Below are 14455 nucleotides of genomic sequence, written 5' to 3' on the forward strand. Positions count from 1 at the left end.
AGGGAGCCGCAACGTTAGGGCCCAGGGCGAGGGCCGGAGCGGTAGCCGGTTATCGGCCGCAAAGCCCGCGCAGGCTGAGCACGGCGGGTACGCCCAGGCCCAGCCAGGCCAGTGCGTCCCAGGCACCGTCACCCAGCAAGGCGGCAAACAGTCCGGCGGCACCGAGCACGCCGATGGCGGCCGGCCAGGCGAAGATTCGCCAGGATGATCGAGAGGCGTGGCTCATGCCCGTACCTCCCGGGTTTTGCGCTGCTTGCTCAACCACAGGTACAGGCCGCTGCCGAGCACGATGATGGTCAGCACATCCAGTACCGCCCAGAGGATCTGCATGGGGCGCCCGCCGTAGTCACCGAAGTGCAGTGGCTGGGACAGGCCCATGGCATCCATGTACCACGGGCGTTCGCCAACTGCCGTTACTTGCAGGGTGCGCGCATCGATCAGCACGGGGGTGAGCAGGTGCGAGGTCAGATGCGTGGAGCCCTTCATGAACACCGCGTAATGGTGCTCGCTGGAGAACCGCGTGCCGGGGAAGGCGATGAAGTCCGGGCGCATGCCGGGCGCGGCCTGCTCGGCGATGTCCAGCAGGCGGCTGGCTGGGGCCCGCTCGTCGAGCGGCGGGGCGTCACGGTAAGGTGCGACCATGGCGGCCAGGCTGTCGTTGCGCCAGGCGGCGATGACCAAGTCGGACAGTGCGCTGATCACCCCGGTGACACCCACGGTCAGTGCCCAGGCCAGGGTCACTACGCCAATCAGGTTGTGCAGGTCGAGCCAGCGCAGGCGGCGGGATTTGTCGTGGCGCACCGTGGTGAACGCCAGGCGGCGCATGAACGGTGCGTAGAGCACGGTGCCAGAGATGATCGCCACGACAAACAGTACACCCATGAACGCCAGCAGCAGCTTGCCGGGCAGCCCGGCGAACATGTCGACGTGCAGGCGCAGCATGATCATCATGAAGCCGCCATTGGCCGCCGGCATCGCCACGGCCTCGCCGGTGCGGGCGTCGAGCATGAAGGTGTGTGACGAGTTGGGTTCGGTGCCCGCGGTGGCGGCGGTGATCGCCACCACGCCGTTGCGCTCGTCCTCGTCGTAGCCGAAGTACTGCATTACTTCGCCAGGGCGGTGCTGCTCGGCCTTGACCACCAGTTGCTGCAAGTCCAGGTGTGGGGTATCGGCGGGCATTTCGCGCAGCTCTGGGGCATCGCCGAGCAAATGTTCCAGCTCGTGGTGAAAAATCAGCGGCAGGCCGGTCACGGCCAGCAACAGCAGGAACAGGGTGCAGACCAGGCTGCTCCAGGTGTGGATGAAGGACCAGCGGCGGATGGTTTGGCTTTTCATCACGGTACCGTTTCACGCCTGAGAAAAACTGGGGCCGCGCAGCGGCCCCCGGTTTCACTCAGAACTTGTAGTTGACGCTAGCCACCACGTTGCGCTCGTCGCCGTAGTAGCAGTAATAACCGTCACAGGTCGAGAGGTAGTCCTTGTTGAACAGGTTCTTCGCGTCCACGGCAACCGTCACACCCTTGAGCGTGCCGTTCAGGCGGCCCAGGTCGTAGTGCACCGACGCGTCGTAGACGGTGTAGGAGCCGACATGGCCCCAGTCGGTGTTGGTGGTATTGCCATAGGTATCACCCACATAGCGCACGCCGACGCCCACACCAAAGCCGTCGAGGGCGCCTTCGTGCCAGGTGTAGTCGGCCCAGCCCGTGGCCTGGTTGCGCGGAACCTGAGCCATGCGCTTGCCTTCCTCGCCCACGTTGCCTTTGGTGATCTCACTGTCGTTGTAGGTATAGGAACCGATCAGCTTGAGGTTTCTGGTTACATCCGAGGTGGCTTCCAGCTCAAGACCCTTGACCCGAACCTCCCCGACTTGGCGAGTCACGCTGCCTTCGGTCACCGACATGTTTTGCTGGGTCAGGTCGAACACTGCCGCGCTGAGCAGGGTTTTGCTACCGGGCGGCTGGTACTTGATGCCCAGTTCGTATTGCTTGCCTTCGGTAGGCTTGAACGCATCGGTGCTGTTCACAGACGCCCCGGTCGCCGCCTGGAACGACTCGGCATACGAGAGGTACGGGGTAATGCCGTTGTCGAACACGTAGCTGAGCGCTGCGTTGCCGCTGAACTTCTTGTCACGCTGGGTGTTGGTGGCGTCGCCCTGGTTATGGAAGGTGGTGCCAGTGTGCACCCAGTCTTCACGACCGCCGAGGGTCAGGCGCCAGTTATCCAAGGCCATCTGGTCCTGGATGTACAGCCCGGTTTGCTGGGTTTTCTGATCGTAGTCGTACATGTCGAAGTACTGAACGTTCGAAAAATCCTGGCCGTAGATCGGGTTGTGGATATTGCTTGAAGGTACGCCGGCCGAGCCCCAGCGCCAGCGGGCGTTGCTGTCTGAGCGCTGGTGGTCAAGGCCCAGTAGCACCGTATGGGCGACCTTTCCGGTCTGGAAGTCGGCCTGGAAGTTGTTGTCCACGGCGAATTGAGAGATATCTTCTTCTACGATACCGGCGGTGCGTTGCACGGTGCCATCGGCGCTGACCGCTTCGTCCGGGCCTGCCGGCCAGATCGAACCGCCGGCGGTGATACCCTTGAAGTCCAGTTCGTTGCGCGCGTAGCGCAGGTTCTGGCGGAATTGCCAGGTATCATTCAGGCGGGTCTCAAATGCATAGCCTAAGTGGTAGTACGTACGGTCGTAGGATTCCCAGTCTGGATCACCCAAGTTCTTGTGGTGAGAGATCTTGCCCGCTGGGCTATCCAATTTAGTGCCCTGCAGGGGCAGGAACTGACCAGTAATTCCGGTATCGTCGCGCGTGTACTGGGAAATGAACGTCAGCTTGGTGTCGTCGTTGATATTCCAGGTCAGGCTGGGGGCAATGTTGTAGCGTTTGTCAGGAATGTGGTCGATCGGCGTGCCGCTGTCGCGCACAGTGCCGCTGACGCGGTACAAGAACTGCCCTGCGTCATCGACCTTGCCAGTACTGTCGAAGTTGATCTGGCGGTGGTTGTTGCTGCCCACCTGCGCTTCAACTTCATGGCTGCTTTCCAGCTCTGGGCGGCGGCTGGTCATGTCCAGCAGGCCTCCGGGTGGGGTTTGGCCGTAGACGGACGACGCCGGGCCACGCAGTACAGCGATGCGCTCCAGGTTCCACGGCTCGATTTTTGGCGAGGCGTAGTTGCCCTTGGGTAATGGCAGGCCATCAAGGAACTGGGTGGGCACGAAACCGCGCACCAGCAACCAATCGCTGCGCGAGTCGGAGCCGTAGCCGCTGCTCTGGACCCCGGCGGTATAGCGCAGGGCGTCATTGAGATTGAGGACGGGGCGGTCTTCCATCTGCTGGCGGGTGATCACGGTGACCGAGCGAGGTAGTTCGGCGATCGCGGTGTCAGTTTTGGTACCGGCGGCGGTGCGTGTTGCGGTGTAACCCTCGACCGGGCCCCAAGCGCTTTCATATGAAGCGTTGGCATTGATCGCGGTTTCTGGCAGGGCTAGCGTGCCATCCGGCACGGCAACCAGGCTGTAGCTGCCGACGCTGCTCTGCTGCAGCTGCAAGCCGGTGCCGCGCAGGGCTGCCTGCAAGGCGCCGAGGCCGTCGAACTGGCCGTTGACCGGCGCCGAGTTGCGGCCGCTGACCAGTGCCGAGTCGATGGCCAGGGCAATGCCCGACTGGCTGGCGATCTGGTTCAGGGTGGTGGCCAGCGGGGCGCTTGGCAGATTGTAGGCGCGCTGGGCGGATTGCTCGGCGGCGAACAGGGCAGGGCTGGCCAAAGGCGCGGCCAGGGCGATGGCGAGGGCCATCAGGCTGGGGCGCAGGATACGATCAACAGCACGGGACATGCAGCGGCTCCTCGACGGATAAGTGCTAACTGCTTCCTTGCCGAGTGAGATTCCAGAAGTGACAGGGGTAATCTGAAAAAGATTGAGAATTAGTTAAATCATAATTGCGTGTGCCGGCCTCTTCGCGGGACAAGCCCGCTCCCACAGGTACTCCATTGCCCTCAGGCCAGTGAAAAACTGTGGGAGCAGGCTTGTCCCGCGAAGAGGCCGTTACGGTTTTACTTGGGAGCCACGTTCACCCACCACTGGGTATGCCGTTCGATCTTCACAGGCAGCGCCGGTACCAGCGAGGCCAGCGCCAGGTCGGTGTTGTTCAGCGGGAAGCTACCCGTCACGCGCAGGTCGGCGACTTCATCGGCCACACCCAGGTGGCCGCTGCGGTACTTGCCCAGTTGTTCCAACAGGTCGGCCAGGCGAACGTTGTCGACCACCAGCATGCCGCGGGTCCAGGCATCGGCACCGGCCGCGACCGGGCCGACCTGGCCCAGGCCGTTGGCGTTCATTAGCACTTGCTGGCCTTCATGCAGCACCTGCTCGTCGCCGCTGTTGAGCGCCATGGCAGCCACCGAGGCCTGCATCACCTCCAGGCGCGTGCCGTTTGCCTCGCGGCGCACCAGGAAGCGCGTCCCCAGTGGGCGCAGGCGGCCATCGTCGGTGCGCACCAGCAAAGGCCGTGGGTCGTCATGGCCGGTCTCCACCGAGATCTCACCTTGGTGCAGCACCAGCACGCGTTGGTCGCCCTGGTAATCGATATCCACTGCGGTGTGCGTGTTCAGGCTCAGCAGCGTGCCGTCTTCCAAACGCAGGGTGCGCAGTTCACCGGTTGCAGTGCGTTGGTCTGCCAGCCAGTAGCTGGCCGACAGCGACGGCGCGCCAACCCAGGCCAGTAGCGAGCCGAGCAGGAACATGCCGGCCAGACCGCCGCCGACCTTGGCCACCCGGCGGCGCAGGCCCACGCGCGACTGCTGCAGGGCCTGGCGGGCGGGGCCTGCGGCGGCACTTACGCGCTGGTCGAGGGTGCCCAGCTGGCGCCAGGCACGGGCATGTTCTTCACTGGCGGCATGCCAGCGCATGAATTCGTTGCGCTCGTCAGGGGTGCCAGCGGCATCGCCCAGGCTCAGTTTCCAGGCGATGGCCGCTTCCAGAACCCCGGCGGAAACCGGTGCATTGTTCACGTCGGCTCCCCATACAGGGCCACGTAGCACTGGCGCATGCCCTGGGCGATGTACTGGCGCACGCGCGATACCGATACCCCAAGGCGTTCGGCGATCTCGGCATGGCCCATGCCATCCAGGCGGTTGTGCAGGAAGGCCGCCCGGGCCTTGCTCGACAGCTTGCCGAGCAGGCGGTCGATGGCCTTGAGGTCTTCGAGGATCAGCAGCTGTATTTCGGGTGAGGGCTGTTCGGCTTCCGGTAAACGCGCCAGTTCGGCCAGGTAAGCCTGCTCCAGCGCCGCGCGGCGGAAGTGGTCGAACATCAGCCCCTTGGCCACGGCGGCGAGGAAGGCGCGGGGTTCGCGGGGGGAGTCCAGCTGCGCGCGGCCGAGCAGGCGCACGAAGGTGTCCTGGCTCAGGTCTTCGGCACGCTGGCGGCAGGCCATGCTGCGCTGCAACCAGGCCAGCAGCCAGCCGCGATGATCGCGATACAGCGCACCGACCAGTTCGGCATGTGGGCTCTGAACAGAAGACAAGCCGTGTTCCCCCCGGAACGAATGCATTAACTAACGATAACTATTCGCGATTGTTGCAGAGGCGGGGGGCGGCGCGCAATGGACGCTTATCGGATTGCCACTATAGGCCGTGGTTGTGCGCGTTACGTCGCCGCCAGGTGCGCAGGCGCTGTTCGAGCTGCAACGGGCTGTCGAGCTGCTGGCGGCGAGCTTGGCTGAACAGGATCAAGGCCAGTTCGGCGGTCACCTGCGCATCGGCACTGGCGTGGTGGCGCTCTTCGACCTGCAGGCCGAAGCGCGCCACCCAGTCGTCCAGCCCGGCTTCGCGCAAGACGGTATCCGGGTTGAGCAGGGGGGCCAGTTCGGCAACGTCGAGGAAGGGTTGTTGCAGGCGATAACCCAGGCTTTCTTTCACGGCCCGAGCCAGCATGCGTTGGTCGAAGGGGGCATGAAAAGCCAGCACCGGGCTGTCGCCGATGAACTCGAGCAGCTCGAGCAACGCCTCGGCCGGGTCGCTGCCTGCGGCCAGTGCGCTGGGGCCGAGGCCGTGAATCAGCACGCTGGCGTTGGTCTTCTGGGTCGGCCGGTGCAGGGTGCGCTCGAACTGCTGGGAGAAGTCGATGGCACCGTCCTCGATGGCCACGGCACCAATCGACAGCACCTGGTCGCGGCTGGGGTTCAGGCCGCTGGTCTCCAGGTCCAGCACCACCCAGCGCTGTTCACGCAGTGAACAAACCCCCAGCGGCGCGGGCCTGGGCAACCGGGCCAGGCGCTGATGCAAGGCGTCGTCCAGGGCGGGGGCGGTCGGCCGTAGCCAGGCGAACAGGCTCATAACTGGTACCGCAGGGCCAGGCTGCTTTGCAGGCGCTGGGCCTGGCGCAAGGACTCGCGCAGGATGCGCCGGTCCAGATGGTTGAGGCTGTCTGGGTCCAGCCGGTTGGAATACGGCAGGTTGTCGCGGCTCTGGCGCTGGTGCTGCTGCATGCGGGTTTGCTGGATGAAGTGATAGGCCTCTTCATAAGCCGCGCCATCGAGTGGCGCGATAACGCCTTTTTCGACCAGCTGGCGCAGCCGCTCAAGGGTATTGCAGGCGCCGATGCCATTGGCCAGGGCCAGCAGCCGCGCACCGTCGACGAAGGGTGTCAGGCCCTGGACCTTGAGGTCGAGGGTGGCTGCCTTGTCGTTGCCCTGGCGGGTCAGCACGAACTCGCGCAGGCGGCCCACCGGTGGCCGCTGGCGCAGGGCGTTGTCAGCCATCATGCGCTGGAATATGCGGTTGTCGGCCACTTGCTCCAGTACGCGTTGGCGCAGCTGTTCGCACCCTTGCTCATCGCCCCAGACCACACGCAGGTCGAAGTAGATGCTGGAGCCCAGCAGGTTCTCCGGGCTGGCTTCGCGGATGAAGCCGGCGAAGCGCCGTGCCCACTCTGTGCGCGACAGGCACAACTCGGGGTTGCCGGCCATGACATTGCCTTTGCACAAGGTGAAGCCGCATTGGGCCAGGCTCTGGTTGATGTACTGCGCCAGCGGCAGCAGGCGCGTGCGTATGGCGTCGGCCTCTGCGCTATCGGCCGCATCGAAGAGGATGCCGTTGTCCTGGTCGGTATGCAGCGTTTGCTCACGGCGCCCCTCGCTGCCGAAGCACAGCCAGCTGAACGGCACGCCAGGGTCCCCACGCTCGGCCAGGGCCAGCTCGATCACCCGGCACACCGTGTGGTCGTTGAGCAGGGTGATGATCTGGGTGATCTGCGTCGACGAGGCGCCATGGGCGAGCATGCGCTCGACCAGTTGGCCGATCTCGCCGCGCAGCGACACCAGCGAGTCCAGCCGCGGGGCGTGGCGGATGGTGCGGGCCAGGTGCACCAGGTCGACCCGTTGCAGGGAAAACAAGTCGCGCTCGGAAACCACGCCGCACAAGCGCTGGTTGTCCACCAGGCAGACGTGGGCAATGTGCCGCTCGGTCATCGCCATGGCGGCATCGAAGGCACTGGCCTGCGGGCTGAGGTAGAACGGTTTGACGGTCATGTGCCGGTCGATCGGCGCGCCCAGGTCGGCATCGGCCGCGGCCACCACCTGGCGCAGGTCGCGCAGGGTGAATATGCCCACCGGGTAACGCTGCGGGTCGATCACGACGATACTGCCGACCTGCTGCTCGTGCATCAGCCGCACAGCGTCACGCAGGGGCATGTCGGGGGTGCAGACCACTGGGTGACGCATGGCCAGTTCGCCCAGCGGGGTGTTCAGCGAGTATTGGGTGCCAAGGGTTTCCACGGCGCGCTGGCGCACCTGCTGGTTGACTTGGTCGAGCAGGCTGCTGACGCCGCGCAAGGCAAAATCGCGAAACACTGCAGACATCGAGAACACGCGGATGAAGGCGGCTTTGTTCAATTGCAGGCAGAACGTGTCCTCGCCCGCCAGGTGCTCGGTGCGGGTCGCGCGCTCCCCCAACAGCGCGGCCAGCGGGAAGCATTCACCGCTGGTGATTTCGAAGGTGGTTTCAACGCCTGGCTTGACCAGGTGCTGGCGCTCACCGACCACGCGGCCCTGCTTGACGATGTAGAAGTGCTCCACCGGCCCGTCGGCGGGCTTGATGATGCTTTCACCACGCGCATGGAAGCGCAGCTGGCACTGTTCCACCAGAAACGCCAGGTGGCTGTGCTCCATCTGGTTGAACGGCGGGAAGCGCTGCAAGAACTGCAGTGTGCCTTGAATGTTCTGCAGCACTGCAGTTCTGCCCGCTTGGCTGTAGGCGTCCTTTTTGCTCATGAAACTGACCGTATCGCTACGCCGAACTATATATATCTATATATAGGTGCGGCCTTGTTGTTCTCGGCCCCCATGGTCGGCTGACGGCCGTGTGGTGCCCATTGGACGTAAGTCTATGAGCGCGGTGTGATCAATTTCGCATGCCGCGGTCTTACCGGTGAGCAAGATCTATTTGATGAGACGAACATGGTTGAGCATGACGACATCCTGAGTGACGCTGAACGCGAGGCATTGGCCGGGGTGACTGCGCCAATGGCGCCCAAGCCGGTGGTGCTGGTTGTCGATGACAACAAGGTGAATAGCGAGGCACTGAGCCTTTACCTGAAAAGCAGGGGCATTGAGTGCATGCAGGCCGACGGGGCTCAGGAGGCGATGTTCAAGCTGCATTATGAACCGCGAATCTCCTTGATGATCACCGACCTGCGCATGCAGCCCGAGGATGGCCTGGAACTGATTCGGCAGATTCGAGAGACGGAGCGGGCGGCGTTGTCGATCATCGTGGTGTCGGGCGACACCGATGTGAAGGAGGCGGTGGACGTGATGCACCTGGGGGTAGTGGACTTTCTGCTCAAGCCAGTGGATCTGGGGAAGCTGTTGCAGCTGGTGAAGAAGGAATTGAAGCTCGAATAGCTGTGTTCTCGGTGCGGGCCCCATCGCCGGCAAGCCGGCCCCTACAGGTTTAGCACCGGCCTCAAGGGCTGTACTGTACCTATGGGAGCCGGCTTGCCGGCGATGGGGCCGCAACGCGGCCCTTTGCGGATCAGAGGCCGTTACGCGCCTTGAACTCGCGGCGGCGGCGGTGCAGCACCGGCTCGGTATAACCGTTCGGTTGCTTGGCACCTTCGAGCACCAACTCCACCGCTGCCTGGAAGGCTACGTTGTCGTCGAAGTTCGCCGCCATCGGGCGGTACTGGGCGTCGCTGGCGTTCTGCTTGTCGACCACTGCAGCCATGCGCTTGAGGCTCTCTAGCACCTGCTCCTGGCTGACGATGCCATGGCGCAGCCAGTTGGCGAGCAGCTGGGCCGAGATACGCAGGGTGGCGCGGTCTTCCATCAGGCCGACGTTGTTGATGTCCGGCACCTTCGAACAACCCACGCCATGGTCGATCCAACGCACCACGTAGCCGAGGATGCCCTGGGCGTTGTTGTCCAGCTCGTTGCGGATTTCTTCTTCAGACCAGTTGGTGTCGGCAGCCAGCGGGATGGTCAGAATGTCGTCGACCGAAGCCGGGGCACGGCTGGCCAGCTCGCGCTGACGGGCCTGCACGTCGACCTTGTGGTAGTGCAGCGCGTGCAGGGTGGCTGCAGTCGGCGACGGCACCCAGGCGGTGTTGGCACCGGCCAGCGGGTGGGCGATCTTCTGCTCGAGCATGGCGGCCATCAGGTCCGGCATGGCCCACATGCCCTTGCCGATCTGCGCGCGGCCTTGCAGGCCGGTGGCGAGGCCCACGTCGACGTTGTTGTTTTCGTAGGCACCGATCCACTTCTCGTTTTTCATGGCGCCCTTGCGCACCACGGCGCCGGCCTCCATCGAGGTGTGGATTTCGTCACCGGTACGGTCAAGGAAGCCTGTGTTGATGAACACCACGCGCTCGGCGGCCGACTTGATGCAGGCCTTGAGGTTGACCGTGGTACGGCGCTCCTCGTCCATGATGCCGACTTTGACGGTGTTGCGCGGCATGCCCAGCAGGTCTTCGACCTGGCTGAAGATTTCAGCGGCAAACGCCACTTCTTCCGGGCCGTGCATCTTCGGCTTGACGATGTACACGCTGCCGGTGCGGGTGTTCTTGCGGGTGGTGTTGCCGTTGAGGTTGTGCAGGGCGATCAGGTTGGTGAACAGGCCGTCCTGGATGCCTTCCGGAATTTCGTTGCCCTGGGCATCGAGGATCGCCGGGTTGGTCATCAGGTGACCGACGTTACGCACGAACAACAGCGAGCGACCGTGCAAGGTGACGCTGCCGCCATTTGGCGCGGTGTACTCGCGGTCGGGGTTCATGGTGCGGGTGAAGGTCTTGCCAGCTTTGCTCACGCTTTCAGCCAGGTCGCCTTTCATCAGGCCCAGCCAGTTGCGGTAAACGATGACCTTGTCGTCGGCATCGACGGCGGCGACCGAGTCTTCGCAGTCCATGATGGTGGTCAGCGCCGACTCCATCAGGATGTCTTTAACGCCGGCGGCATCGGTGCTGCCGACCGGGGTGCTGGCGTCGACCTGGATCTCGAAGTGCAGGCCATTGTGCTTGAGCAGCACAGCAGTCGGCGCGGCGGCGTCACCGTGGTAACCAATCAGCTGGGCGTCATCACGCAGGCCGCTGTTACTGCCACCCTTCAGGGCGACGATCAGCTTGCCACCCTCGATGCGGTAGGCCTTGGAGTCAACGTGGGAGCCTGCAGCCAGCGGCGCGGCTTCGTCGAGGAAGGCGCGGGCGAAGGCGATGACCTTGTTGCCACGCACCTTGTTGTAGCCCTGGCCTTTTTCGGCGCCGCCTTCATCGCTGATGGCGTCGGTGCCGTACAGCGCGTCGTACAGCGAACCCCAACGGGCGTTGGCGGCGTTCAGGGCGAAGCGGGCGTTCATCACCGGCACGACCAGCTGGGGGCCGGCCATGTGGGCGATTTCTTCGTCCACATTCTGGGTGGTGGCCTGGAAATCGTCGGCTTGTGGCAGCAGGTAGCCGATTTCCTGGAGGAAGCTCTTGTAGGCTACGGCGTCGTGGGCCTGGCCTTTGCGTGCCTGGTGCCAGGCGTCGATCTTGGCTTGCAGCTCGTCGCGCTTGGCGAGCAGGGCTTTGTTCTTGGGGGCGAGGTCGTTGATGATCTTTTCTGCCCCGGCCCAGAACGCATCGGCTTTGACGCCGGTTCCAGGGATCGCTTCGTTGTTGACGAAGTCGTACAGGGCCTTGGCGACCTGAAGGCCACCGACTTGAACGTATCCAGTCATTGCTTGCCTCACCTTTGCTCAGCTATTTCGCTTTCGCTCTTCTGTATTAAGCCTGTAGCGCTTCTCTAAACACGGCACCAGTTCATGCTCTCGCCACTACGAGAGCGGCTGGGTGCGGCCCGCCAGACAGGCTGGCGAGCAGTTGGCGTATTTTCACAGGCGCCTTGGCAGACATCGAAACGACGTTTTGTAGTCCGCGCCAGCGCATACTACATGAAGCAGTAGGCTGGTAAACATCAGACTAAAAGCGTCGCTCTGCGACCGGGTGGTCGCGTCGGGTCACGCTGGGAGTGGGTATGTTCGCAAAAAACCGGTGGATTGTTCCAGATAAATCTTGAAACAGTACACGATTAGTTCGGCGGACCGCCCTGCGGCAGGTTGCCGCGCCTTGCCTATACTGAGTCGACCCCCCTATTTGCGCCGCTTTGGGCGGCTCGACGCAGAGGAAGCCCCTGTGGATCATCTTGTACTGACCGTGATCGCCCCTGACAAGGCCGGCCAGGTCGAACGCATTGCCCAGTGCATCGCCGACCACAACGGTAACTGGTTGGAGAGCCGTATGTCGCGCATGGCCGGCCAGTTCGCCGGGATCCTGCGGGTGGCGGTGCCTGCAGAAAACTACGATGAGCTGGTGAAGTCGCTGCAGGCGTTGGGCCAATACGACATTCGCGTGTTGATTGCCGAGAGCGGCATCGAGCCTTCGTGTACCTGGAAGCCGATTGCCATGGAGCTGGTGGGCAACGACCGGCCCGGCATCGTCCGTGACATTACCCGTTTGCTGGCCGAGCAGGGTGTGAACCTGGAGCGCTTTACCACCGAAGTGCGCCCCGCGCCCATGAGCAGCGAGCCGCTGTTCCATGCCGATGCCTTGCTTGCGCTGCCGTTGACCCTGTCGCTGGATGACCTGCAGCAAAAGCTGGAGAGCCTGGCGGATGATTTGATGGTGGAGTTGAAGCTGCGGCCGGAGGATTGAGCTGAGGGCGGGGCCGCTGCGCGACCCTATCGCCGGCAAGCCGGCTCTCACAAAGTCTGCCCGAACCCTGTGGGAGCCGGCTTGCCGGCGATTAGGCGCGAAGCGGCCCCGCGTTATCCCGGTTTTACGGGGACGGCCCTGTGGATAAGCTGGGGGTGCACCTCGCCAGCCCAATAACGGCGGGGCTCCTGGCGATTTGAGCAAAAAACGTCCACTAATCAGTCGCTTGTGCACAAACCACGGGGACGAGGGTGTGGATAACCTCTGGAGATGTTCTGCTAGGCCACGAACTGCGTGGCCTGCAGAATTTTGATCATTTATTGATCAGGCGCGCTTGCGTAAATTCAGCCAGGCGTCGACGCTGTACAGCGCCAAACCTGCCCAGATGCACACGAATGCCACCAGGCTGCTCGAAGACAAATGCTCATCGAACAACAGCACTGCCTGCAGCAACACCAGGGTAGGCGCCAGGTACTGCAGAAAGCCAAGCGTGGTGTAGGGCAGATGCCGGGCAGCGGCGTTGAAGCACACCAGCGGGATCAGCGTCACCGGCCCTGCAGCCATCAGCCACAGCGCCTCGCTGCTGGTGTAGAAGGCGCCCTGCGCGCTCATTGCGGCGGGGTGCAGCAGCAGCCAACCAAGCGCCAGAGGCACCAGCATCCAGGTTTCCACCACCAGCCCCGGCAGTGCCGCAACCGGTGCCTGCTTGCGGATCAGCCCATAGAAACCAAAGGTTAGCGCCAGCACCAGTGACACCCATGGCAGGCTGCCGACCTGCCATACCTGTTGCGCCACACCCAACGCAGCCAACCCCACCGCCAGCCATTGCAGGCGGCGCAGGCGCTCACCCAGCAAAAGCATGCCCAACAGCACGTTGACCAGCGGATTGATGTAGTAACCCAGGCTGGCTTCGAGCATGCGCCCGTTGTTCACCGACCAGACGTAAGTCAGCCAGTTGCCGGCAATCAAGGTGCCGCTCAGGGCCAGCACAGCTAGCCGGCGTGGGTTGTCGCGCAGCTCCCGCCACCAGCCTGGGTGCTTCCAGACCAGCAGTAACAGCGAGCCGAACAGTGCCGACCAAAGCACCCGGTGGACGATGATTTCCACTGCCGGAACGCTCTGTATGGCTTTGAAGTACAGCGGGAACAAGCCCCAGATGATGTAGGCCGAAAGGCCAAGAATGTACCCGCGACGCGGGTTTGCGGCGTGCATGCAGAATCCTTGCTTAGGTAGCTAAATACAGCGACGCCTATTGTAGACAGACCCTCGTGGGCATTTAGAACAATTTCAGCGGTGGCTCGTCGAGCGCCGCCGTTTGCTCGCGCAGGGCAAGGATCTGATCGCCCCAGTAACGCGGCTGGCCAAACCAGGGGAAGCTGCGGGGGAATGCCGGGTCATCCCAGCGCCGCGCCAGCCAGGCGCAGTGGTGCAGCTGGCGCAGGGCGCGCAAGGGCTCGATCAGTGGCAGCTCGCGCGGGTCGAAGTCGTGGAACTCGTTGTAGCCGTCGATCAGCTCTGCCAGTTGGCCGAGGCGTTCTTCACGGCTGCCGGCGAGCATCATCCACAGGTCCTGGACCGCCGGGCCCATCCGGCAGTCGTCGAGGTCGACCACGTGATACACCTCGTCGCGATGCATCAGGTTGCCCGGGTGCAAGTCGCCGTGCAGGCGCATCACCTTATGTGGCGTGCGTGCGTAGATGTCCTCGACCCGTCTCAACAAGTCGCGGGCTACGGACTCGAATGCGGGCAGCAATTCGCGCGGGACGAAGTTGCCTTCCAGCAGGGTTTGCAGTGAAGCGTGGCCGAAGTTGTCCACAGCCAGCGCTTCGCGATGCTCGAACGGCCGTGTCGCGGCCACCGCGTGCAGGCGGCCAAGCAGCTGGCCGAGCCGGTAGAGCTGATCGAGGTTGCCGGGTTCCGGTGCATGGCCGCCGCGGCGGGGAAACAGCGTGAAGCGAAAACCCTGGTGCTCGAACAGCGTGCGGCCATCGCGCTGCAGGGGGGCGACCACGGGTACTTCACAGTCGGCGAGCTCGCCGGTGAAGCGGTGTTCTTCAAGGATCGCCTCATCGCTCCAGCGCCCGGGGCGATAGAACTTGGCGATCAGCGGTTGTTCGCCTTCGATGCCCACCTGATACACGCGATTTTCGTAGCTGTTCAGCGCCAGGATCCGGGCATCGCTGAGAAAGCCGATGCTTTCAACGGCATCCAGGACCAGGTCTGGGGTGAGGGTATCGAAAGGGTGGGACATGAAAGCTCCGCAGGGGGAATGGGGCATCG

The 14455-nt window shown here is 63.5% G+C and carries 12 protein-coding genes; 2 read left to right on the plus strand and 10 right to left on the minus strand.

Annotation, left to right across the window (positions count from 1 at the left end):
* Positions 1 to 49 precede the first annotated feature (49 nt).
* The 7 genes from ACFY68_RS19040 to ACFY68_RS19070 all read right to left on the minus strand — a co-directional run bounded on the left by ACFY68_RS19040 (position 50) and on the right by ACFY68_RS19070 (position 8264).
* A complete protein-coding gene (locus ACFY68_RS19040) occupies positions 50 to 226 on the minus strand; it encodes a hypothetical protein (protein ID WP_346613611.1) in 177 nt (58 codons plus the stop codon).
* Positions 223 to 1335: a PepSY-associated TM helix domain-containing protein gene (locus ACFY68_RS19045; RefSeq protein WP_387530343.1), complete on the minus strand. Its 1113-nt coding sequence runs from the start codon at positions 1333 to 1335 to the stop codon at positions 223 to 225. The genes ACFY68_RS19040 and ACFY68_RS19045 overlap by 4 nt, the downstream gene beginning before the upstream one ends.
* Positions 1336 to 1393: 58 nt before the next feature.
* Entirely contained in the window at positions 1394 to 3829 is a 2436-nt protein-coding gene (locus ACFY68_RS19050; protein ID WP_387530346.1) for a TonB-dependent siderophore receptor, read from the minus strand.
* Between the two features lie 218 nt (positions 3830 to 4047).
* On the minus strand, positions 4048 to 5004 hold the full coding sequence (locus ACFY68_RS19055; protein ID WP_387530349.1) for a FecR domain-containing protein: 957 nt from the start codon (positions 5002 to 5004) through the stop codon (positions 4048 to 4050).
* Positions 5001 to 5519, minus strand: coding sequence for an RNA polymerase sigma factor (locus ACFY68_RS19060; RefSeq protein WP_346613615.1), 519 nt, complete (start codon positions 5517 to 5519; stop codon positions 5001 to 5003). Before ACFY68_RS19060 ends, ACFY68_RS19055 begins: the two co-directional genes overlap by 4 nt.
* Positions 5520 to 5619: 100 nt before the next feature.
* Positions 5620 to 6330: a PolC-type DNA polymerase III gene (locus ACFY68_RS19065; RefSeq protein ID WP_387530352.1), complete on the minus strand. Its 711-nt coding sequence runs from the start codon at positions 6328 to 6330 to the stop codon at positions 5620 to 5622.
* On the minus strand, positions 6327 to 8264 hold the full coding sequence (locus ACFY68_RS19070; RefSeq protein WP_387530355.1) for a putative nucleotidyltransferase substrate binding domain-containing protein: 1938 nt from the start codon (positions 8262 to 8264) through the stop codon (positions 6327 to 6329). The genes ACFY68_RS19065 and ACFY68_RS19070 overlap by 4 nt, the downstream gene beginning before the upstream one ends.
* A gap of 186 nt (positions 8265 to 8450) precedes the next feature.
* On the opposite strand from ACFY68_RS19070, the gene ACFY68_RS19075 reads away from it, so the two are divergent.
* On the plus strand, positions 8451 to 8894 hold the full coding sequence (locus ACFY68_RS19075) for a response regulator (protein ID WP_387530358.1): 444 nt from the start codon (positions 8451 to 8453) through the stop codon (positions 8892 to 8894).
* Positions 8895 to 9024: 130 nt separating this feature from the next.
* On the opposite strand, the gene ACFY68_RS19080 is transcribed toward ACFY68_RS19075, so the two are convergent.
* Positions 9025 to 11202, minus strand: coding sequence for a malate synthase G (locus tag ACFY68_RS19080; RefSeq protein WP_387530361.1), 2178 nt, complete (start codon positions 11200 to 11202; stop codon positions 9025 to 9027).
* A 454-nt stretch (positions 11203 to 11656) separates the two neighbouring features.
* On the opposite strand from ACFY68_RS19080, the gene ACFY68_RS19085 reads away from it, so the two are divergent.
* On the plus strand, positions 11657 to 12175 hold the full coding sequence (locus ACFY68_RS19085) for an ACT domain-containing protein (RefSeq protein WP_346613620.1): 519 nt from the start codon (positions 11657 to 11659) through the stop codon (positions 12173 to 12175).
* Between the two features lie 324 nt (positions 12176 to 12499).
* Here the strand turns inward: ACFY68_RS19085 and rarD are convergent, their stop codons facing one another.
* Both rarD and ACFY68_RS19095 read right to left on the minus strand, forming a co-directional pair.
* Positions 12500 to 13387 carry an EamA family transporter RarD gene (gene rarD, locus ACFY68_RS19090; protein ID WP_387530364.1) on the minus strand — a complete coding sequence of 296 codons (888 nt, stop codon included), beginning with the start codon at positions 13385 to 13387 and terminating at the stop codon, positions 12500 to 12502.
* Between the two features lie 64 nt (positions 13388 to 13451).
* Positions 13452 to 14426 carry a serine/threonine protein kinase gene (locus ACFY68_RS19095; protein ID WP_387530367.1) on the minus strand — a complete coding sequence of 325 codons (975 nt, stop codon included), beginning with the start codon at positions 14424 to 14426 and terminating at the stop codon, positions 13452 to 13454.
* Between the last annotated feature and the right edge of the window lie 29 nt (positions 14427 to 14455).

This window comes from Pseudomonas sp. NPDC012596, assembly GCF_042902325.1.
Taxonomy (GTDB): Bacteria; Pseudomonadota; Gammaproteobacteria; order Pseudomonadales; family Pseudomonadaceae; genus Aquipseudomonas.

Coding starts and splice junctions, on each gene's coding strand:
- ACFY68_RS19040 (WP_346613611.1), bottom strand. CDS start 226: ATGAGCCACGCCTCTCGATCATCCTGGCGAATCTTCGCCTGGCCGGCC.
- ACFY68_RS19045 (WP_387530343.1), bottom strand. CDS start 1,335: ATGAAAAGCCAAACCATCCGCCGCTGGTCCTTCATCCACACCTGGAGC.
- ACFY68_RS19050 (WP_387530346.1), bottom strand. CDS start 3,829: ATGTCCCGTGCTGTTGATCGTATCCTGCGCCCCAGCCTGATGGCCCTC.
- ACFY68_RS19065 (WP_387530352.1), bottom strand. CDS start 6,330: ATGAGCCTGTTCGCCTGGCTACGGCCGACCGCCCCCGCCCTGGACGAC.
- ACFY68_RS19070 (WP_387530355.1), bottom strand. CDS start 8,264: ATGAGCAAAAAGGACGCCTACAGCCAAGCGGGCAGAACTGCAGTGCTG.
- ACFY68_RS19075 (WP_387530358.1), top strand. CDS start 8,451: ATGGTTGAGCATGACGACATCCTGAGTGACGCTGAACGCGAGGCATTG.
- ACFY68_RS19080 (WP_387530361.1), bottom strand. CDS start 11,202: ATGACTGGATACGTTCAAGTCGGTGGCCTTCAGGTCGCCAAGGCCCTG.
- rarD (WP_387530364.1), bottom strand. CDS start 13,387: ATGCACGCCGCAAACCCGCGTCGCGGGTACATTCTTGGCCTTTCGGCC.
- ACFY68_RS19095 (WP_387530367.1), bottom strand. CDS start 14,426: ATGTCCCACCCTTTCGATACCCTCACCCCAGACCTGGTCCTGGATGCC.